The 19,954-nt window shown below is 72.7% G+C and carries 11 protein-coding genes; 9 read left to right on the forward strand and 2 right to left on the reverse strand.

Features of this window, described 5'->3' with window-relative positions; all coding sequences use genetic code 11:
- Positions 1 to 199 precede the first annotated feature (199 nt).
- The 3 genes from ACZ6B1_RS26960 (at position 200) to ACZ6B1_RS26970 (ending at position 5,621) form a co-directional block, all read left to right on the forward strand.
- Entirely contained in the window at positions 200 to 2,326 is a 2,127-nt protein-coding gene (locus tag ACZ6B1_RS26960) for a type IV secretory system conjugative DNA transfer family protein (protein ID WP_468782454.1), read from the forward strand.
- 139 nt (positions 2,327 to 2,465) lie between these two features.
- Positions 2,466 to 4,037 carry a PucR family transcriptional regulator gene (locus ACZ6B1_RS26965; protein ID WP_468782456.1) on the forward strand — a complete coding sequence of 524 codons (1,572 nt, stop codon included), beginning with the start codon at positions 2,466 to 2,468 and terminating at the stop codon, positions 4,035 to 4,037.
- Between the two features lie 138 nt (positions 4,038 to 4,175).
- Entirely contained in the window at positions 4,176 to 5,621 is a 1,446-nt protein-coding gene (locus ACZ6B1_RS26970; protein ID WP_468782458.1) for an aldehyde dehydrogenase family protein, read from the forward strand.
- A 184-nt stretch (positions 5,622 to 5,805) separates the two neighbouring features.
- Here ACZ6B1_RS26970 and ACZ6B1_RS26975 read toward each other — a convergent pair whose 3' ends face one another.
- The gene (locus ACZ6B1_RS26975) at positions 5,806 to 8,640 is read right to left on the reverse strand and encodes a glycoside hydrolase family 3 C-terminal domain-containing protein (RefSeq protein WP_468782460.1); all 2,835 of its coding nucleotides are present in this window, start codon (positions 8,638 to 8,640) and stop codon (positions 5,806 to 5,808) included.
- A gap of 344 nt (positions 8,641 to 8,984) precedes the next feature.
- On the opposite strand from ACZ6B1_RS26975, the gene ACZ6B1_RS26980 reads away from it, so the two are divergent.
- The 6 genes from ACZ6B1_RS26980 (at position 8,985) to ACZ6B1_RS27005 (ending at position 17,788) form a co-directional block, all read left to right on the forward strand.
- The gene (locus ACZ6B1_RS26980) at positions 8,985 to 10,667 is read left to right on the forward strand and encodes a type 2 periplasmic-binding domain-containing protein (RefSeq protein WP_468782462.1); all 1,683 of its coding nucleotides are present in this window, start codon (positions 8,985 to 8,987) and stop codon (positions 10,665 to 10,667) included.
- Positions 10,664 to 11,680 carry an ABC transporter permease gene (locus tag ACZ6B1_RS26985; protein ID WP_468782464.1) on the forward strand — a complete coding sequence of 339 codons (1,017 nt, stop codon included), beginning with the start codon at positions 10,664 to 10,666 and terminating at the stop codon, positions 11,678 to 11,680. Before ACZ6B1_RS26980 ends, ACZ6B1_RS26985 begins: the two co-directional genes overlap by 4 nt.
- The gene (locus tag ACZ6B1_RS26990; protein WP_468782465.1) at positions 11,677 to 12,630 is read left to right on the forward strand and encodes a carbohydrate ABC transporter permease; all 954 of its coding nucleotides are present in this window, start codon (positions 11,677 to 11,679) and stop codon (positions 12,628 to 12,630) included. Before ACZ6B1_RS26985 ends, ACZ6B1_RS26990 begins: the two co-directional genes overlap by 4 nt.
- A gap of 247 nt (positions 12,631 to 12,877) precedes the next feature.
- Complete coding sequence (locus ACZ6B1_RS26995) at positions 12,878 to 14,848, forward strand: beta-galactosidase (protein ID WP_468782467.1); 1,971 nt, start codon at positions 12,878 to 12,880, stop codon at positions 14,846 to 14,848.
- The gene (locus ACZ6B1_RS27000) at positions 14,845 to 17,037 is read left to right on the forward strand and encodes a glycosyl hydrolase family 95 catalytic domain-containing protein (RefSeq protein ID WP_468782469.1); all 2,193 of its coding nucleotides are present in this window, start codon (positions 14,845 to 14,847) and stop codon (positions 17,035 to 17,037) included. Before ACZ6B1_RS26995 ends, ACZ6B1_RS27000 begins: the two co-directional genes overlap by 4 nt.
- A gap of 37 nt (positions 17,038 to 17,074) precedes the next feature.
- Positions 17,075 to 17,788: a GH12 family glycosyl hydrolase domain-containing protein gene (locus ACZ6B1_RS27005; protein WP_468782471.1), complete on the forward strand. Its 714-nt coding sequence runs from the start codon at positions 17,075 to 17,077 to the stop codon at positions 17,786 to 17,788.
- 48 nt (positions 17,789 to 17,836) lie between these two features.
- On the opposite strand, the gene ACZ6B1_RS27010 is transcribed toward ACZ6B1_RS27005, so the two are convergent.
- Positions 17,837 to 19,879, reverse strand: a complete 2,043-nt coding sequence (locus ACZ6B1_RS27010) for a glycoside hydrolase family 31 protein (RefSeq protein ID WP_468782473.1) — start codon at positions 19,877 to 19,879, stop codon at positions 17,837 to 17,839.
- Positions 19,880 to 19,954 lie beyond the last annotated feature (75 nt).

A 19,954-nucleotide genomic window follows, 5' to 3' on the forward strand; every position in this document is an offset into this window, starting at 1 on the left:
AGGGCCGGGAAAGGTGGGTGGGCATGCTCCATGTGGGCGTTGTCGGGGAGGTCCGTTGTCCGTGGTGGACATAGCAACGGGTGACGGATGTGCCAGGACCGGCCGTCCGCCCGGCCGCGTAAGCGGTGAACTCCCGTTCCGGGGGCGTTAGATTGGCTCGCTGACGGTGGACGGAACGGCAGGTCAGGGGGAAAGGGCCATGGACAGCGACGGGACGCGGGACGCGCGCGGCACGCATGCGAATCCGGTGCCGCGCCCGGCGGTGCCCCCGGAGGGTGCCGCCCTACCGCCCATGCCCCCGGTCCCGCCGGGCGCGCCGCCGCGACCGGACGGTTCGGCCTTCCTCGCCTGGCTGCGGGCGTCCAGGCCGCAGGCGGCGCCCGGCGTGTGGCGGTTCGGGCACCGGCCGCGGCCCGAGCAGGAACCCGAGTTGATCCCGGCCCGGCAACTGCTGAGCGGCGCGCTGATCGCGTTCCTGGTGGGCTGGCTGGTGTGGTCCCTGCTGTGGAACGGCTACCTGGGCGGCTGGTGGGTGCTGCCGCTCGAGCTGTTCACCCCGGATTCCTGGCGCCAGGGCAACAGCCGCGTCGGCAACGCCGTCCTCTGGTACTCGTACTACACGCTCATCGCCGTCGTCATCATGCTCGTCGTCGGCCGGCTCGGCCGCTGGGGCGAGGTCTGGCGGCGCTACGGCCCGCCCGCCTGGCGTCCGGCCACGCCCGCCACCGAAGCGCCCCCCGCGCCCGAGCAGGACCCCGCCGAGTGGCCGCAGCTGCGTGCCTCCGGCGCGCACGAGGCCGCCGCGCGGCTGGCCGCCGACGCGCGGGCCGGCCTGATGCGGGACGTCGACCACGCCCGGATCAGCCGGGCGTGGCAGGGCGTGCGGACCGGCGCGCACAGCCTCGCCACCTTCACCGGCGCCGTACTGAAGGACGGCGCCGCCGCCTGCCCGCACCCCTCGGGCGCGCGCGACCTGCCCGCCCGGCAGGCCCGGCACGACCTGGTCACCGGTCAGGTGCGGCTCGGCACCACCGCCGACGACCCGCGCAACCCCTACCACTACCGGGGCGCCGGACTCGCCCTCGGACCCGAGCTGCTCGGCACCTCCCTGGTCGCCGTCGGCCCGGCCGGCTCCGGCAAGACCGGCTCCGTGGTCCGGCCGCTCGCCGAGTCGCTGTGCCTGCACGCGCTCGCCGGACAGGCCGCGCTCGTCGTCGTCGGCGCGGCGGGCGCCGGGCTCGGGCCGGCCGAGTCCTACGACGTCGTCGTGCGGGTCGGGCACCCCGACTCCGTCTACGACCTCGACCTGTACGGCGGCACCACCGACCCGGACGAGGCCGCCGCCATACTCGCCGAGGCCCTCGTCGGCGACCTCGCCGACCCGCACCCCGGCAGCGACAGCCGCCGCTCCACCACCGTCCTCGCCCAGCTTCTCGGCCCCTTCCGGGCCGTCCACGGCCGTTTCCCCTCCGTCCCCGAGCTGCGCCAGCTGCTCGACGGCACCCCCGGCCCGCTGGCCGCGCTCCGCAAGGCGCTCACCGACACCGGGCACGCCTCGCTGCTGCGCGAACTGGACGCCCGTGAGCGGCAGATGGCCCATCCGGGCGATGTCGGCTCGGTGCTCGCCGACCGGGTCGCACTGCTCGACCGGCCCGCCTTCGCCGCCTTCTTCGACACCTCAGGCCAGTCCCGGCCGTTCTCGCTGAGAGCCCTGGACCACCCGGTGCGGGTCCGCATCGACCTGCCGCAGCGCGGCCACGCCGACGCCTCCCGGATCCTGGCCCGGCTGGTGCTCGCCCAGTTCACGGCCAGTGTGACGACGCGGGAGGACCGGTCACTCTTCGCCTGCCTGCTGCTGGACGACGCCTCCGGCGTGGTCACCCCCGAGGCGGTCCGCGGCATCCAGCGCCTGCGGTCGGCGGGCGCGGGCGCCGTACTGACGCTGCGCACCCTGGACGACGTGCCCCGGCCGCTGCGCGGACCGCTGCTCGGCTCCACGGGATGCCGGATGGCGCTGTCCGGGCTCACCCCCTGGGACGGGCAGGACTTCGCCGAGGTGTGGGGCAAGGAGTGGACCGAGACCCGGGACGTCACCGACCGGCAGATCATCGCCGAGACCCCGGCCGGCAAGGCCGTGCACATGCTGCGCCGGGTCATCACCGGACAGGCGCCCACCGCCCGGGCCGTCACCGTCCGCCAGGTGGAGCGCGAGCGCTGGTCCGCCTCCGAGCTGGCCCACGGGGTGCCGCCCGGGCACGCGGTGCTGTCGCTGACGACCGTGCGGGGTGAGCACGCGCCGCCGCTGCTGGTGGATCTGCGGGGCTGAGGCAGGGCCGAACGGCCATCGGCGGACCGTACGGTGCGGCAGAATCGGCATAGGCTGTTCATACGCGGCGGCCAAATGATCCCGACCCGGCCGTCACCGGAACGCCCGTCCGGCCGGTTCACCACGACCTGAAGGCCCCATGCCCCCGACCCTCGCCTCGCTCGTCCACCACTCCGCGCTCAAGCTGACCGTGCGCGCGGGCGAGGACCGCCTCGACGTGCCCGTCCGCTGGGCGCACGTGAGCGAGCTGGCCGACCCCGTCCCCTACATGGAGGGCGGCGAGCTGCTGCTGATCACCGCGCTCAAGCTGGACGCGGAGGACCCGCAGGCCATGCGGCGGTACGTGCGGCGGCTGGCCGGGGCGGGAGTGGTCGGACTCGGCTTCGCGGTCGGCGTCAACTACGAGGAGATCCCCGAGGCCCTCGTCCACGCCGCCGAGGAGGAGGGGCTGCCGCTGCTGGAGGTGCCCCGTCGCACCCCGTTCCTCGCCATCAGCAAGGCCGTCTCCGCCGCGATCGCCGCCGACCAGTACCGGGCCGTCACGGCGGGCTTCGCCGCCCAGCGCGAGCTGACCCGACAGGCGCTGAACGCCGGCCCCGAGGGGCTGCTCGGCGCGCTCGCCGCGCAGATCGACGGCTGGGCCGCGCTGTACGACGCCTCGGGCGCCGTCGTCGCCGCCGCGCCCGAGTGGGCCGGCCGCCGCGCCGCCCGGCTCACCGCCGAGGTGGAGCGGCTGCGGGAACGGCCCGCTCCGGCGTCGTCCGTGGTGGGCGGACCGGAGAACGAGGACCGGGTGGAGCTGCACTCCCTGGGGACGGGGAAGCGCCCGCGGGACGCGCTCGCCGTGGGGACGGCGGCTGCACTGGGCACCGCCGAGCGCTACGCCCTGCACTCCGCGATCGCCCTGCTCACCCTCACCACCGAACGCTCCCGCTCGCTGCACGCGGCCGAACAGCGGATCGGGGCGGCGGTGCTGCGCATGCTGCTCGCCGGCGAGCCCGACCACGCCCGGGCGGTCGCCGGGGACCTGTACGGCGGGCTGCTCGACGCGCCGTTCCGGATGATCGTCGCCGAGTCGGTGTCCGGCGGCGACCCGCTGGGCACGCTCGCGGAGACGGTCGAGGCCGCGGCGGCGCGCGCCGGTGAGGCGGTGCTCGTGGTGCCCGAGGGGGAGCGGCTGGTGGTGCTGGTCGCCGACGGGGGAGCGGCGGTGGCCGCGTGCACCGGGTACGCGTCGGCTCTGGAGGGCGCTCGGGCCGTGCCCGAGCAGGGGGCGGCGGAGGAGGAGGATCTGGTCGTCGGCCTCTCGGCGCCGGCCGGTCCGATCGCGGCGGCCGCCGCCTACAAGCAGGCCGAGCAGGCGCTCTCGGTGGCGCGGCGGCGCGGGCGGGTGCTCGTCGAGCACGACCAGCTGGCCGCGGGGTCCGTGCTGCCGCTGCTGGCCGACGACGCGGTGAAGGCGTTCGCCGACGGGCTGCTGCGGGCCCTGTACGAGCACGACGCGACGGGCCGCGGGGACCTGGTCGCCTCGCTGCGCGCCTGGCTCTCCCGGCACGGCCAGTGGGACGCGGCCGCGGCGGACCTGGGCGTCCACCGGCACACGCTGCGATACCGGATGCGGAGGGTCGAGGAGATCCTGGGCCGCAGCCTCGACGACCCCGACGTCCGCATGGAACTGTGGCTGGCCCTGAAGACAACGTCGACGGAGTGACCGGCTCCACCGTGCCAAACCGGCGCACCCCACCCCCCGACTGCTACGACTCGGACAAGCGACCCCCGCCCGCCCCCGCCCTACCGTGGACCTCGAACCGAAAGCACACCCACAACGCGGAAGGGCCGGACGACTCACATGACTTCCACCCACGCCTTCTGGCTCGCCGGCCGCCAGGCCACCGGCGAGGACACCTTCGACGTCACCTCCCCGTGGGACGGCCGTCTCGTCGGCAAGGTCAGCGTGCCGACCGAGGCCCAGGTCGAGGAGGCCGTGGCCGCCGCGTACGCCGTCCGCGAGGACTTCGCCGCCACCCCGGCCCACGTGCGTGCCGCCGCCCTCGACCACGTCAGCAGGCGCCTGGTCGAGCGCACCGAGGAGATCGCCCAGCTGATCTCCGCCGAGAACGGCAAGCCGATCAAGTGGGCCCGGGGCGAGGTCGGCCGTGCCGTCTCCGTCTTCCGGTTCGCCGCCGAGGAGGCCCGCCGCTTCAACGGCGGCGAGGCCCAGCGCCTGGACACCGACGCCGGCGGCCAGGGCCGTCTGGCGCTGACCCGCCGCTTCCCGAAGGGCGTCGTCCTCGGCATCGCGCCGTTCAACTTCCCGCTGAACCTGTGCGCGCACAAGATCGCCCCGGCCATCGCCGCCGGCGCCCCGATCATCCTCAAGCCCGCCCCGGCCACCCCGCTGTCCGGCCTCATCCTCGGTGACCTGCTCGCCGAGACCGAGCTGCCCGCCGGTTCCTGGTCGATCCTCCCGGTCGCCAACGACCGCATGCCCGCCCTGGTCCAGGACGAGCGTCTGCCGGTGATCTCCTTCACCGGTTCGGAGAAGGTCGGCTACGCGATCATGGACTCGGTGCCGCGCAAGCACTGCACCCTGGAACTCGGCGGCAACGGCGCGGCCGTCGTGCTCGGCGACTTCGCGAGCGACGAGGACCTGGACTGGGCCGCGACCCGCATCGCGACCTTCTCCAACTACCAGGGCGGCCAGTCCTGTATCTCCGTGCAGCGGGTCATCGCGGACGCCTCCGTGTACGACCGTCTGCTGCCGCGCATCGTCGCCGCCGTCGAGGCCCAGGTCACCGGTGACCCGGGGGACGCCAAGACCGACGTCGGCCCGCTGGTCAGCGAGGACGCCGCCAAGCGCGTCGAGTCCTGGGTGGACGAGGCCGTCGCCGCCGGGGCGAAGCTCCTCACGGGTGGCGAGCGCGACGGCGCCTCCTACGCGCCGACCGTCCTCACCGAGGTGCCCGCCGACACCACGATCTCCTGCGAGGAGGTCTTCGGTCCGGTCCTCACCGTGCGGAAGGTGGACGGCGAGGCCGAGGCCTTCGCCGCCGTCAACGACTCCAAGTACGGCCTCCAGGCGGGTGTGTTCACGCACGACCTGCAGGTCGCCTTCCGCGCCCACCGCGCCCTCGAGGTCGGCGGCGTCGTGATCGGCGACGTGCCGTCCTACCGCGCCGACCAGATGCCGTACGGCGGCGCGAAGCAGTCCGGAGTGGGCCGCGAGGGCGTGCGGTTCGCGATGGACGACTACACATACGAGCGCGTGCTGGTCCTCACCGGGCTCGCGCTCTGACCTGACACGGACAGGTCGGCGAGACGGCCGGAGCCCACTGTGCGGGGGCTCCGGCCGTTTCCCTTTTCCCCGGGCCCCGGTGGGACGACGGCGGTCCCGAACGAGCCGAAAGAGCACACGAAGGGCCCCGGCGCCGCTGCCTGCCGGTGCCGGACCCCTCGCCTCGCCGGGCTTCTCCGAAATGTCAACCGGAGAAGCCCACATGCGCGAGCCGCAGGGGCCCGCGCAGCCTGAGACGGACGTCGTGCACGCCCTCCGTGGCGAACGGCGAGTCCACGGTGACGTAGCAGTGCTTGTCCGCCGTCGGGGTGGCGAGGGTGAGCGTGGCGAGCGGCGGGCCGCCGTCCAGGGAGAGTTCCAGGATCCCCTCGCCCGCCAGCCGGGCGCTCACCGCCGTCACGCCGGCCCCGAATTCGCAGGAACGGTAGAGCAGTTCGCCGGGTGCCTCCGTCCCGGCGGGCGTCACCGCGTCGCCCGCCGTCCTGGAGCGGTCGACGATCGCGATGCCCGAGTACTCATCGAAGTCCGCCCCCTCCAGGCCCCGTTCGCGCACCGCGCGATGCGTCGGGGGCTCTCCGTCCAGGGTGACGACGGTACGCAGCCGGACGTCCTCGCCGGACGCGCCGAGCAGCAGTTCGTACGCGCCCCGCTCCAGCCGCCAGGCACCCCGGGCCACGTCCCAGAACTCGAAGGCGGACAAGGGGATCCTGAAATCCAGCTCCGCCCGCTCGCCGGGGGAGAGCGTCACCCGGCGGTGGGCGAGCAGTTCTCGGCGCGGGCGGGGCACCGACGGGTCGACGGCGCGGGCGTAGAGCTGGGCGACCTCGTCGGCGGTCCGGTCGCCGGTGCTGGTGAGCTCGCAGGAGACGTGCACCTCGGTGCCCGTCACCCGGACCGACAGGCCCGAGTAGGCGAAACCCGCGTACGACAGGCCGTGGCCGAAGGGGAAGAGCGGGGTGCCCTCGAAGTAGAGGTAGGTCTGCCGGCTCCCGATCACGTCGTAGTCGAGGAGGCCGGGCAGGTCCGCGTCCGAGGCGTACCAGGTCTGCGGGAGCCGGCCGGCGGGGGACACGTCACCGGCGAGGACCCGAGCCAGGGCCGTGCCCGCGGCCTGGCCGCCGTGCGCGGTCCACAGCACGGCCGGCAGCCGGGACACGTCCACCGCGTACGGATAGGCCGAGGTCAGGACCAGCACGGTGTGCGGGTTCGCGGCGCGGGCCGCGCGCAGCAGCCGCCGCTGGTGCTCGGGCAGCTCCAGGGTCGTACGGTCCTCGGTCTCCCGGCCGTTGATGTGCGGGTCGTTGCCCGCGACCACCACGACCACGTCCGCCCGTCCGGCCACCCGGGCCACGGCCTCCTCGCCGCGCTCCACGGTGACCACCTCGAAGACGTCGCCGCTGTCGGCGACCTGCACGCCGTCGGCGGCGACACGGACATGACGACCCGTGCCGAGATGCCTCAGGAGGTGACCGTGCTCGTGGGGTTCCAGGCGGAACGTCTCCTGGACGACCCAGCCGCCCGGCTGGTCGGCGGCGGCGCGCACACGGCCGTCCCCGGCCACCGAGAGATAGCGGCCGTCGGGCGCGCGCAGGGTCAGCACGCCCTCGCCCCAGTCGGCCAGCGCCAGCTCCGTGCCGGTGGCGTCGGTGGTGAGCGGCGGCAGGTCGGTACGGCCGGACAGCAGGGCCGGGTCCAGCGCGCCCTCGGCGCCGCGCGCCTCGTCGGGGGCGGCCGCGGCCGGCACGTGCAGGAAGGCGCCGTCGGCGGTCCGCAGGCGGATCCGGTCCACGCCCTCCGCGAACTCCACCCGCTCGGCGCCGAAACGCTCGTACAGACCCTCCAGGGGAGTGGACCGGTGCAGCAGGGTGCCGCTGTACCAGTCGAGCTTGCACTCGTCGGCGAGCAGACCGACCACGGCGATGCGGCGGTCCGGCGCCAGGGGCAGCAGATCCTCGTTCTTCAGCAGGACGACGGCCTGCTCGGCGGCCTCCAGGGCGAGCGCCCGGTGGGCCGGGGTGTCGAACTCGCCGGTGTCCCGGTGCGGGTCGTAGTGCGGGTCGAACTCGCCGAGGCGGAACCGGACCGAGAGCTGGCGGCGGACCGCGGCGTCGACGTCCGCCTCGGTCAGCAGCCCCTGCTCCAGCGCCCCCCGGACGCGGGCGGTGGTCAGCGAGCCGTCGGTGCCGTGGTCGGTGAGGCTGTCCACGCCGGCCAGCAGGGCCGCCGCGCTCGCCTCCTCGTGTGTGCCGAAGTAGTGCTCGGCGTCGACCAGGTTGCTCGGCGCGCCCGCGTCCGAGCAGACCAGCAGTTCCTCGTCGGACCAGGTGCGGAGCTCGGAACGCAGGTACGGTGAGACGTGGTTGGGCCGGCCGTTGACCAGGTTGTAGGCGGGCATCACCCCGGCCACCGCACCCGCCTCGACCGTGTCCCGGAAGGCACGAATGTCGTACTCGCGCAGGACGCGCGGGCGGACGGAGGAGGACGAGGTCGCCCGGTCAGTCTCGTTGTTGTGCGCCAGCCAGTGCTTGAGGACGGGCGCGGTGCGCCAGTAGGCGGGGTGGTCGCCGCGCAGACCGTGCGTGTACGCCGTCGCGATCGCCGACGTCAGCCGTGGATCCTCCGAGTAGCCCTCCTCGTTGCGGCCCCACAGGGGGTGGCGCAGCAGGTTGACGGTCGGGGCCCAGACGTTGAGGCCGACCCGTTCGTCGCGGGCGCGCATCGCCCGGACCTCCTTGGACACGGCCTCGCCGACCCGTCGCACGAGGTCCGGGTTCCAGGTCGCGCCGAGGCCCACGGCCTGCGGGAACACCGTCGCCGGGCCCATCCAGGCCACCCCGTGCAAGGCCTCCTGGCCGGTGCGGAAGGCGGCGACGCCCAGCCGCTCCACGGCGGGGGCGAACTGGTGCAGGAAGGAGATTTTCTCGTCCAGGGTGAGCCGTGCCAGCAGGTCGTCGATGCGCTTCGCGAACGGCAGATGCGGATCGCGGAAGGGCGGCGTGGGCGGCGAGTCGACTGTCACGAGCGGGTTCCCCCTGCGATGGGACGACGAGATGCTTTCGAAGCGCTTCGATGCTCAGTCGGCCTCCCCGGCAGTGTCAAGGCGATGAACCGGAATCGCGCTCGATTCCCGCCGACTTGGCAAGGGGAGTCGACCATGGGCGGCCGTCGGGAAGCCCCGGAGGAATGTTGGGAGCGACCCTTGTGCGCCCCAAGGTGTTCACTTAACCTCGCAGCGATATCGAAGCGCTTCGACAGCCTCCGGCACGGAAGCCGACAGCACTTCAGCTCAGCCAGATCCACTCGAGACACCGCAGCCGACGGCCCACCGCCGGGTGTCCTGGTGCGCCACGAAGGGTTGACGCAATGACGCCGAACGCCGCCTCCCCCGCCCCCAGCCGGAGAAGCTTCCTCGCCTCCACCGCGGTCGCCGCCGCGGCGGTGGCCGGGGGGATGCCGTTGCTCACCGCATGCGGCGGTGGGCAGGAGGGCCGGAAGGAAGGCACCACCTCGGGCAAGGCGGCGCAGAAGATCCTCCCCGCGTTCGTGACCTCCGGCGTCGTGGCCCCGGACATCCCGGCGAAGAACGGCTCCGCGGCCGGCTTCACCAAGGCGATCGCCATGGACCGGCTGGGGACCTCGGTGCCGAAGAAGCTCGGCAGCGGCGGCACCCTGAAGATCATGGCCCCGCTGTGGGGCACCCCGCCGGACAACGGCAACCCGTACTACAAGGCCATGAACGCGGCCATCGGTGTCGAGACCACCTGGCAGAACCAGGACGGCAACACCTACGACGAGAAGCTGGGCGCGGTGCTCGCCTCCAGCGACATCCCGGACGTCGTGGTCGTCCCCGGCTGGAACCTGAACGGCAAGATACCGAGTGCCGTCAACGCCAAGTTCGCCGACCTCGGCCCCTACCTGTCCGGTGACAAGGTCAAGGACTACCCGAACCTCGCGGCCGTCCCCACCGACGCCTGGCAGCGCGCCATCTTCGGCGGCCGGTTGCGCGCGATCCCGATGCCCGCCTCCTACGTCACCAACATCGCGCCCTTCTACCGCAAGGACGTCTTCGACAAGAAGGGCTGGCAACTGCCCGGGTCCACCGATGAGTTCCTCGCCTGGGCCAAGGAGGCCACCGACGCCAAGGGCGGGGTATGGGCCTGCTCCGACATGAAGTGGACCGCCTTCAACGCCTTCGGGGTCCTCAACGGCAGCGACAAGGCGCTGTGGTGGAACCTCGAGGACGGCAAGCTGGTCAACCGGGTCGAGACCGAGGCGTACCTGGAAGCCCTGGAGTGGGCGCGCAAGCTCTTCGCCGCGGGCGTGGTGCACCCTGACGACAAGGCCGGCAAGACCGCCAACCCGGCGAACGCCCGCTTCACCGCCGGCAAGCTCCTCGTCTACAACCAGGACCTGTCCGACTGGTTCGGCAAGACCTCCGAACAGCGCACCCAGAACGCCGGCTTCGAGATGGCCGCGATGGACGTCTTCACCCACGACGGCGGCGACCCGCTGCTCTGGGCCGTCCAGCCCGCCAACATCTTCACCTTCGTCAGCAGGAACGCGTCCGAGCGGCAGATCAAGGACTTCCTGGCGGTCGCCAACTTCTGCGCCTCCCCGTACGGCACCAAGGAGTGGCTGCTCACCAACTACGGCGTGGCCGGCACCGACTTCGACCTGAAGAAGGGCGTGCCCACCAAGACCACCAAGGGCGTCAACGAGGTCGTCGGAGCCTTCGACTACACCGGCGACCCGGCCGCCTTCGTCGCCCACCCCGACCTCCCCGAGGTCACTCGGGGCATGGTCGAGTGGCAGCAGCGCATGGGCGCCTTCACCAAGAAGTCCTCCTTCTACGGCCTCACGATCACCGAACCCAGCCGCTGGGCCAACCTGGCCGACAACTTCGAGCAGCTCGAGGACGACGTCGTGCGCGGCCGCAAGAAGGTCACCGACGTGCAGCAGGCCGTGTCCGACTGGAAGAAGAAGGGCGGCGACGACCTGCGCGGCTGGTACCGGAAGCTGCTCGACGACACCGGTTCGGCCAAGTGACCAGCACCGTGCCCCGCAGCCGGGCCGGGGCGAAGCGGGCTCCGGCGGCGTCCGGCGGCGACACCGGAGGCCCGGAGCGCGGCGGCGGACCGAGCCTGCGGATCAGGTTCCGGCGCGACCGGACCCTGATCCTGATGACGCTGCCCGTCCTCCTCCTGGTGCTGGTCTTCAACTACGTCCCGATCCTCGGCAACGTCGTCGCCTTCCAGGACTACGACCCGTACCTCGGCGACAACGGCTTCGTCGCCATGCTGCAGAGCCCCGGTGCCGGCCTGGACCAGTTCCAGCGGGTCTTCGCCGACTCGGAGTTCTGGCACGCCGTGCGGAACACGTTCACGCTGTTCTTCCTCCAGCTCGTGCTGTTCTTCCCGGTGCCGATCGCTCTGGCGCTGCTCATCAACAGCGTGGTCCGGCCCCGGGTGCGGGCGGTCGCCCAGGCGGTCATGTATCTGCCGCACTTCTTCTCGTGGGTGCTGGTCGTCACCGTCTTCCAGCAGATCTTCGGCGGTGCCGGCGTCATCGCGCAGACCCTGCGCGAGCACGGGCACACCGGTTTCGACGTCATGACCGACCCGTCGGTCTTCAAGTACCTGGTGACGGCCCAGATGGTCTGGAAGGACGCGGGCTGGGGGATCATCGTCTTCCTCGCGGCCCTCGCCGCCGTCCCCACCGACCTGTACGAGGCCGCGGCCATGGACGGCGCCGGACGGTGGCGCCGCATGTGGCACATCACGCTGCCCGCCCTGCGCCCGGTGATCGCCCTGCTGCTGGTGCTGCGCGTCGGTGACGCCCTCACCGTCGGCTTCGAGCAGTTCCTGCTCCAGCGGCAGGCGGTGGGGCCGGACGCCTCGGAGGTGCTTGACACCTACGTGTGGTGGAACGGCATCCGCAACCAGGACTTCAGCTACGCGGCGGCGGCCGGCCTGATCAAGGGCGTCGTCGGACTGACACTCGTCCTCGTGGCGAACAAGGTGGCCCATCTCATGGGCGAGCAGGGGGTGTACGAGAAGTGAGCGCCGTGGCCGACCGGCCGCCGGTCACCGGCACGACGGGGCAGCGCCCGCGCCGCTGGGCAGCGCCGCCGCGGCCCTCCTGGGAGGAGGAGCCGGCCCGGGCCGGGCTCGCTGCCAAGGGCCTGGTCCTCGCCATCGCCGGCCTCGCGATCCTCCTCCCGCTGTGGATCGTGATCGTCACCAGTCTGTCCCCGAAGCAGGTCATCGACGAGACCGGCGGTCTCGTGGTGATCCCCCGGGGCATCACGTTCGTCGCCTACCAGGAGCTGCTGAGCGGCGGCCAGGTGCAGCGGGCCGCCCTGGTCAGCCTCGGGGTGACGGCCGTCGGCACGCTGTTCAGCATGACGGTCTCCGTGCTGTGTGCCTACGGCCTGTCGCGCCGGGGCTCACTGGGGCACCGGTGGATCCTGATGGCCCTGCTGGCGACGATGTTCTTCGGCGCCGGCCTGATCCCGACGTACCTGCTGGTGCAGGCCCTGGGCCTGACCGACACCTACCTCGCGCTGATCCTGCCCAGCGCGGTCAGCGTCTTCAACATCCTGGTGCTGCGCGGGTTCTTCATGGGGATCTCGCCCGAACTCATCGACAGCGCACGGATCGACGGAGCGGGGGACTGGCGCATCCTGCGGCAGATCGTGCTGCCGCTGTCCCGGGCGGTGCTGGCGGTCATCACCCTGTTCTACGCGGTGGGTTACTGGTCCGCCTGGTTCAACGCGTCGATCTATCTGACCGACCAGAAGATGATGCCGCTGCAGAACGTGATGATCCAGCTGGTGCAGAAACAGGAACGCCCTGTGGGGCTCGCCACGCAGATCAACACCGGCCAGTTGTCACCGCTGGCCATCCAGATGGCGGTCATGGTGATGGCCCTGCTCCCGGTGGCCGTGCTGTCGCCGTTCGTCCAGAAACACTTCAGGAAGGGGATGCTGACGGGGGCGGTCAAGGGGTGAACCGCCCTCTTTCGACGCGAGGGGCGCCCAAAGAGGCGGGGGCGTGCGCTCGCTCGGCGACCGCGGCCGAGTGGGGGCCGTTCGCGCAGCTCCCCGCGCCCCTGGGGGGTTGCGGCCCCGCCGGCCCCACCGGGCACCCGTGCCGGTTCACCACTCGATCCACGCCCAGCGAGGTGCCCATGCCCACGCCCAGCCGCGAAACCGTCCACGCCACCGACGGGCGCGGCGTCCAGCACCGGGAGCCCGTATGAGGCCGGGACTCGCCGACGCCACCCGCGGCCGCGTCCTCTTCGGCGGCGACTACAACCCCGAACAGTGGCCCGAGGAGATCTGGCACGAGGACGTCCGGCTGATGAAGGACGCCGGGGTCAACTCCGTCACGCTCGGCGTCTTCTCCTGGTCGAGGCTCGAACCCGAGCCGGGCAGGCGGGTGTTCGGGTGGCTGGACCGGCTGATGGACCTGATGCACGGCAACGGCATCGGCGTCGTCCTCGCCACCCCGACCTCCTCCCCGCCACCCTGGCTCGGCCGGCTGCACCCGGACACGCTGCCCCAGGACGCCGACGGCCTGACCGAGTGGTGGGGCGGCCGGCAGCACTTCTCGCACTCCAGCGCCACCTACCGCCGCCACGCCGCCGCCATCACCGAGGACCTGGCCGCCCGCTACGCCGGCCACCCGGCCCTCACCATGTGGCACATCAACAACGAGTACTGCACCTACGACTACGGCGACGAGGCGGCCACCGCCTTCCGCCGCTGGCTGCGAAACCGGTACGGCACCCTCGACTCCCTCAATGCCGCCTGGGGCACCGCCTTCTGGAGCCAGGGTTACGACACCTGGGACGGCGTCCTGCCCCCGCGCCACGCCCACTACCTGAACAACCCGGGCCAGGTACTGGACTTCCGCCGCTTCACCTCCGACATGCTCCTGGAGTGCTTCGCCGCCGAGCGGGACATCGTCCGCCGGCACACCCCGCACCTGCCGGTGACCACCAACTTCATGCCGCTGTGGTTCGGGCAGGACGCCTGGCGCTGGGCCGAGGAGGAGGACGTGGTCTCCGTCGACCTGTACCCCGACCCGCGCGACCCGCTGGCCGCCCAGCACGGGGCCCTGGTGCAGGACCTCACCCGGTCGCAGGCGCGCGGGCCGTGGATGCTGATGGAGCAGGCGGCCGGAGCCGTCAACTGGCGGGGGGTCAACCACCCCAAGCCCCGCGGACTGAACCGGCTGTGGTCCTTCCAGGCGGTCGCCCGGGGCGCCGACGCCGTCTGCTACTTCCAGTGGCGCCAGTCCCGGCAGGGCGCGGAGAAGTTCCACTCCGGGATGGTCTCCCACGCGGGCGAGCAGGGCCGCACCTACCAGGAGACCGCACGGCTCGGGCGCGAACTCGCCCGCATCGGACCGGAGGTGGCCGGCCGGCACAGCGACGCAGGCATCGCGATCCTGCACGACTGGCACTCCTGGTGGGCCGGCGCCCACGAGGGCCGGCTGTCCACCGGGGCCGGCCTGCCCGAGGTGCTGCACGCCTGGCACCGGGCGCTGTGGGAGAGCCATCTCGCCACCGACTTCGCCCACCCGGAGCACGACCTGTCCCGCTACCGGCTCGTCGTCGTGCCCCAGCTCTACCTCCTCACGGACCGGGCGATCGACAACCTCCTCGCCCACGTCCGGAGCGGCGCGCACCTGGTGTGCGGCTTCCTCACCGGCATCGCCGACGAGGACGACCGGGTCCGGCCCGGCGGCATGGACCTCCGGCTGCGCGAACTGTTCGGCATCCGCACGCTGCACGAATGGTGGCCGCTGGCGGCCGGGGAGACCGTGGAGTGCGAGGACTTCCGCGGCACCCTGTGGTCGGAGGAGATCGAGCCCGAGCCCGGCGCCGCCGAAACGGTGCCGTACCAGGGTGGCGAGCTGGACGGGCTCCCCGCCGTACTGCGCCGGGGACGCGCCTGGTACGTATCCACGCTCCCCGATCCGGAGGCACTGCGCGCGCTGCTGGCCGGGGTCGCCGGCGAGGCGGGCGTGCGCCCGGTGCTCGACGGGCTCCCGGCCGGCGTCGAGGCGGTGCGCCGGGGCGAGCTGCTGTTCCTGCTCAACCACGGACGTGAGCGGGTCACCGTCCAGGTCCCGGGCACCCACCACGAGCTGCTCACCGAGGCCACCGTCACCGGCGAGGTCACCCTCGGCCGCCACGGCGTGGCGGTGCTGCGGCCATGAGTCACGCACCCGTCCACGGCACCTGGGAACCGGCCCCCGCCGCCCGCTGGGAGGACGCCTTCCTGACCGGGAACGGCCACCACGGCGCCCTCGTGTTCGGCGATCCGAACGACGACCGGGTCATCGTCACCCATCACACCCTGGTCCGCCCCAACGGCACCGAACACGCCCGCCCGCCCCGCCTCGCCGCCGCACTCCCCGCCCTGCAGGACCGCCTGCTCGCCGGAGACCGCTCGGCCGCCGAGGACTTCACCGACGGCCGCCCGCTCCAGTGGGTGCGGCCCTTCCACCCGGCCTTCCAGGTGCGCCTGCGCAGGTCCGGCACCGAAGTGCGCGGCTACCGACGGGCCGTCGACTTCACCACGGGGGAGACCACGGCCGCCTGCGCCGACTGGAGCAGCCGGGTCTTCGTCTCCCGCGCGGACGACGTGATCGTGCAGGAGGTCGAGGCGACCGGCCTGGCCGTCTCCCTCGACCACCGGCTGCCGGGGGCCCCGGCCCACCTGGGCGTGGGCCACGGCGGGTTCCTCACCCCCGAGGGCGCGCTGCTCAGCCTGCGCGCCCGCTACCCGGACAGCGACCGCGCCTGCACCGGCGTCACCCTGGTCGCGGTGTCCGGCGGCACCACCGAACTGGTCCCGCCCGGCGTGCGCGTCACCGGCGCCCGCTCGGTGCTGCTCCTGACCCGGGTGCGCCGCCACACCGGCGACCTCGACGTGGTCGCCGAGAGCCGGGAACTGCGCGACCTCCTGGCCGGCACCGAGCAGCCGTACGCCGAACTGCTCGACCGGCACCTGGCCCGCCACCGCACCGCCTACCGACGGGTCGGCCTCGACCTCGGAGCCGAGCCCGCCGAGCGCGCCCTGCCCGGCTCGGAACTGCTCCGGCGCCCGGACGGCACGGCCCTGCTGGAGCGGCTGTTCGCCGCCGGCCGCTACCACCTGCTCTCCAGCAGCGGCCTGTACCCGCCCCGCCTGACCGGCCTGTGGACCGGCGACTGGGACACCGCCTGGTCCGGGGCGTTCACCACCGACGCCAACCTGGGTCTCCAGACCGCCTCCGCGGCGGCCGCCGCCCTCCCGGAGGTCACCGAGGCCCTCGCCTCGCTCATCGGGCGGCAACTGCCCGACTGGCGGGATAACGCCAGGTCCGTCTTCGGGGCCCGGGGCGTGGTCGCCCCTGCCCACAGCGACGGAGAGTCCGGACACGCCTGCCACTTCAGCCGGCAGTATCCGCTGCACCTGTGGACCGCCGCCGCGGACTGGCTGGTCAAGCCGCTGGTCGACCATGACGAGAGCCGCGGCGAACAGGACGGGCGCACCGCCGCCGTCCTCGCCGAGATCGCCGTCTTCTACGAGGACTTCCTCACCCGCACCGGACCCGACGGCCACCTCGTCGTGGTCCCCTCCTACTCGCCGGAGAACCGGCCCGCCAACGCCGGCTGGGGCACGCTCAACGCGGCCATGGACCTCTCCGCCGCCCGGCACGCCCTACTGACCGCCGCCCGCTACCACCCCCGACGCGCCGACGCCTGGCGCGCGCTGGCCGAGTGGCTGCCCCCGCACCGGGTCAACGCCGACGGCGCGCTCGCCGAATGGGCGTGGCCCGGCCTGGACGACACCTACGACCACCGCCACCTCAGCCACCTCTACGGCGTCTGGCCGCTGGACGAGATCAACCCCTACGACACCCCGGACCTGGCCACCGCCGCCCACCGCGCCCTCGAACTGCGCGGCGCGGAGAACGACTCCGCTCACGGCCATCTGCACCACGCCCTGATCGCCGCCCGGCTCCGGGACGCCGGCCGGGTCGCCCACGCCCTGCGCGAGGTCCTGACGGGCGGCTTCTTCCACGACTCCCTGATGAGCACCCACTACCCGGGCCGGGACGTCTACAACGCCGACGCCGCGCACACCCTTCCGGCCGTGCTGATCGAGATGCTCGTGCAGTCCACCCCGGACCGGCTGGTCCTGCTGCCCGCCGTCCCGGACACCTGCCCGCGAGGTGAACTGCGCGGCGTACGCACCAGGTTCGGCGCGGAGCTCGATCTGGACTGGACCCCGGACGGGGCCCGGGCCGTGCTGCGTCCCGGCCGCACCCTCCGAGTCGAACTGCGGACTTCCGCCGGCGCCGAACCGCTCGACCTCGTCGCCGGAGAAGACCGCGTCCTCACCCTGAGGACGCGGTGACCCGTCACCACTCCCCCCACCCATGGAAAGGGACCCCATGGCAACGACCACCCTCGGCAGGGCAACGAGGGCCCTGCTCGCCCCCGCCCTGGCCCTCGGCGCCACCGTCGCCCTCGCCTCGGCGCCCGCCTCCGCCGCCGTCTGGAACTCCTGCGACCAGTGGGGCAACACCACGCTGAACGGCTACACCCTCTACAACAACATCTGGGGATCGGGCGCCGGCAGCCAGTGCGTCTGGGCCAACTCCGGCACCAACTGGGGCGTCTGGGCCGACCACCCGAACACCGGCGGCATCAAGTCCTACCCCAACGCCAAGAAGGTGATCAACAAGTCGATCACCTCCCTCTCCTCGCTCACCAGCAGCTACAACGTCACCGTCCCGTCGTCCGGCGCCTACAACACGTCGTACGACATCTGGGACACCGGCTACCAGTACGAGATCATGCTGTGGGTCAACAAGACCGGGGCCGTCGGCCCGCTCGGCAGCTCACAGGGCACCGTCACCCTCGGCGGCTCCACCTGGACCGTCTACAAGGGCAACAACGGGGCCAATGACGTCTTCTCGTTCATCCGCAGCTCCAACTCCAGCTCCGGAACGGTGAACATCCTGCCGATCCTGAAGTGGATCAAGGACACCAAGGGCTGGTTCGGCAACGTGACCATCGGCGACCTCCAGTTCGGCTACGAGATCACCTCGTCCTCGGGCGGCCTGAACTTCATCACCAACAGCTACGGCGTCAGCGGCGGCTGAGCGAGGCGGGGGCCGGTCCCGTCCGGGGCCGGCCCCTTCCGCGTGCGCTCATCCGGTGATCGGCAGCTCCGCGCCGTCCCGCAGGAAGAGCGGGATGCGCTCCAGCGGGGCGTCCACCGTCACCGCCGTACCACCCTGATACGTCTCGCCCGTCCAGGCGTCCGTCCAGCGCGCGCCCGCCGGGAGGTGGACCATGCGGGCCGTGGCACCCGCCGTCAGCACCGGAGCGACCAGCAGGTCACGGCCGAGGAGGTAGGCGTCGTCGACGGACCAGGCCGCCCGGTCGCCGGGGAACTCCAGGAACAGCGGCCGCATCACCGGCAGTCCCTCCTCGTGCGCCTCCCGCATCACCCGGAGCACATACGGCCGCAGGCGCTCGCGCAGCCGCAGGTACTCCTGAAGGATCGCGCCGGTCTCCGCGCCGTAGGACCACACCTCGTTCGGGCCGCCGGTCATCCCCGGGCCCAGTTCCGTGCCCGGCTCGCGGAAACCGTGCAGGCGCATCAGCGGGGACAGCGCGCCGAACTGGAACCAGCGGACCATGACCTCCCGGTACGCCGGGTCGTCAGGATCGCCGCCGTGGAAGCCGCCGATGTCGGTGTTCCACCAGGGGATCCCGGACAGCGCGGTGTTGAGCCCGGCCGCGATCTGGCGGCGCAGGGTCGCGAAGTCGGCTCCGATGTCACCGGACCACAGGGCGGCCCCGTAGCGCTGACTGCCCGCCCACGCCGAGCGGTTGAGGGTGATCACCTCCTCCTCGCCGGACGCCCGCAGACCCTCGTGGAAGGTGCGGGAGTTCTCCGCCGGGTAGAGGTTGCCGACCTCAAGGCCCGGCCCGGCCCAGTAGCGCAGGTTCTCCGGGAAGCCCGGCTTCAGCTCCGGCTCGCAGGCGTCCAGCCAGAACGCCGTGATGCCGTAAGGGGCGAGGTAGTTGTCCCGGATCCGGGACCAGACGAAGTCGCGGGCCTCCGGATTGGTGGCGTCGTAGAAGGCCACCTGGACGGTGGAGGCGACCTCCTTGTCCGGCCAGTCGGCGTGCGCCATCGGACCGTACTGGGTGCCGATGAAGTAGCCGCGCTGCTCCATCAGCCCATGGTTCTCGCTCAGCGGGGACACCGACGGCCACACGGACACCACCAGCTTGATGCCCAGTTCGTCCAGCTCACTGACCATCGCCGCGGGGTCCGGCCACTCCTTGGGGTCGAATTTCCACTCGCCGAGGTGGGTCCAGTGGAAGAAGTCGCAGACGATCGCGGAGATCGGCAGCCCCCGGCGCTTGTACTCACGGGCCACGGAGAGGAGTTCGTCCTGTGTGCGGTAGCGCAGCTTGCACTGCCAGAAGCCCGCCGCCCACTCGGGAAGCATCGGCGAACGGCCCGTCGCCGCACTGTAGTTGCGCTGGCCGTCGGCCGGGCTGCCCGCGGTGATCCAGTAGTCGAGCTGGCGGGCCGAGTCGGCCACCCAACGGGTGCCGTTGGCCGCCAGCTCCACCCGGCCGATCGCCGGGTTGTTCCACAGCAGGGTGTAGCCCCGGCTGGACACCAGCACCGGCACGCTCACCTCGGCGTTGCGCTGCACCAGGTCCAGCACCAGGCCCTTCTGGTCCAGCCGGCCGTGCTGGTGCTGGCCCAGGCCGTACAGCCGCTCGTCCTCGTAGGCGGCGAAGCGCTGCTCGAGGCGGTGATGGCCGCCCCCGACGGCCGTGTACAGACGCGGGCCGGGCCACCAGAAGTGGGCGCGCTCCTCGGCGAGGAGTTCCGAACGGTCGTCGGTGCGCAGGAAGCGGATCAGCCCCTCGGCGCTCACCTCGACGGTCAGCGCGCCGACGGTCAGCAGGGCCTGGGCGTCGCCGGTCTTCACCGAGCCGACGGCCGGCGGGCGTTCCTCGAGCAGGGCGCCCGGCAGACCCTCCAGCACCGGGCCGCCGAGCCGGGCGCGCACCCGGACCGCGTCCGGACCCCACGGCTCGATCCGCACCGTCTCCTGGCGGCCGCTCCACTCCAGCCCGTCGTCCCGCTCGCGGAAAGTGCCGACGGTGGGGGAGGACTGCGCGAGGCTGACCTTGGGCTGGATTCCGGCAGGCTGGTTCACGGGCATGCTCCTGTAGGAGTGCAGACAGGGAAAGCAGGCAGCGGTGCGCCCCGCGCGGCCGGGGCGGTGTGGAAA

Source organism: Streptomyces sp. NPDC041129, from assembly GCF_055592265.1.

Excerpts from the sequence above, each read along its gene's own strand:
- ACZ6B1_RS27005 (WP_468782471.1), top strand. The coding sequence starts at position 17,075 with ATGGCAACGACCACCCTCGGCAGGGCAACGAGGGCCCTGCTCGCCCCC.
- ACZ6B1_RS26970 (WP_468782458.1), top strand. The coding sequence starts at position 4,176 with ATGACTTCCACCCACGCCTTCTGGCTCGCCGGCCGCCAGGCCACCGGC.
- ACZ6B1_RS26965 (WP_468782456.1), top strand. The coding sequence starts at position 2,466 with ATGCCCCCGACCCTCGCCTCGCTCGTCCACCACTCCGCGCTCAAGCTG.
- ACZ6B1_RS26995 (WP_468782467.1), top strand. The coding sequence starts at position 12,878 with ATGAGGCCGGGACTCGCCGACGCCACCCGCGGCCGCGTCCTCTTCGGC.
- ACZ6B1_RS27000 (WP_468782469.1), top strand. The coding sequence starts at position 14,845 with ATGAGTCACGCACCCGTCCACGGCACCTGGGAACCGGCCCCCGCCGCC.
- ACZ6B1_RS26980 (WP_468782462.1), top strand. The coding sequence starts at position 8,985 with ATGACGCCGAACGCCGCCTCCCCCGCCCCCAGCCGGAGAAGCTTCCTC.
- ACZ6B1_RS26960 (WP_468782454.1), top strand. The coding sequence starts at position 200 with ATGGACAGCGACGGGACGCGGGACGCGCGCGGCACGCATGCGAATCCG.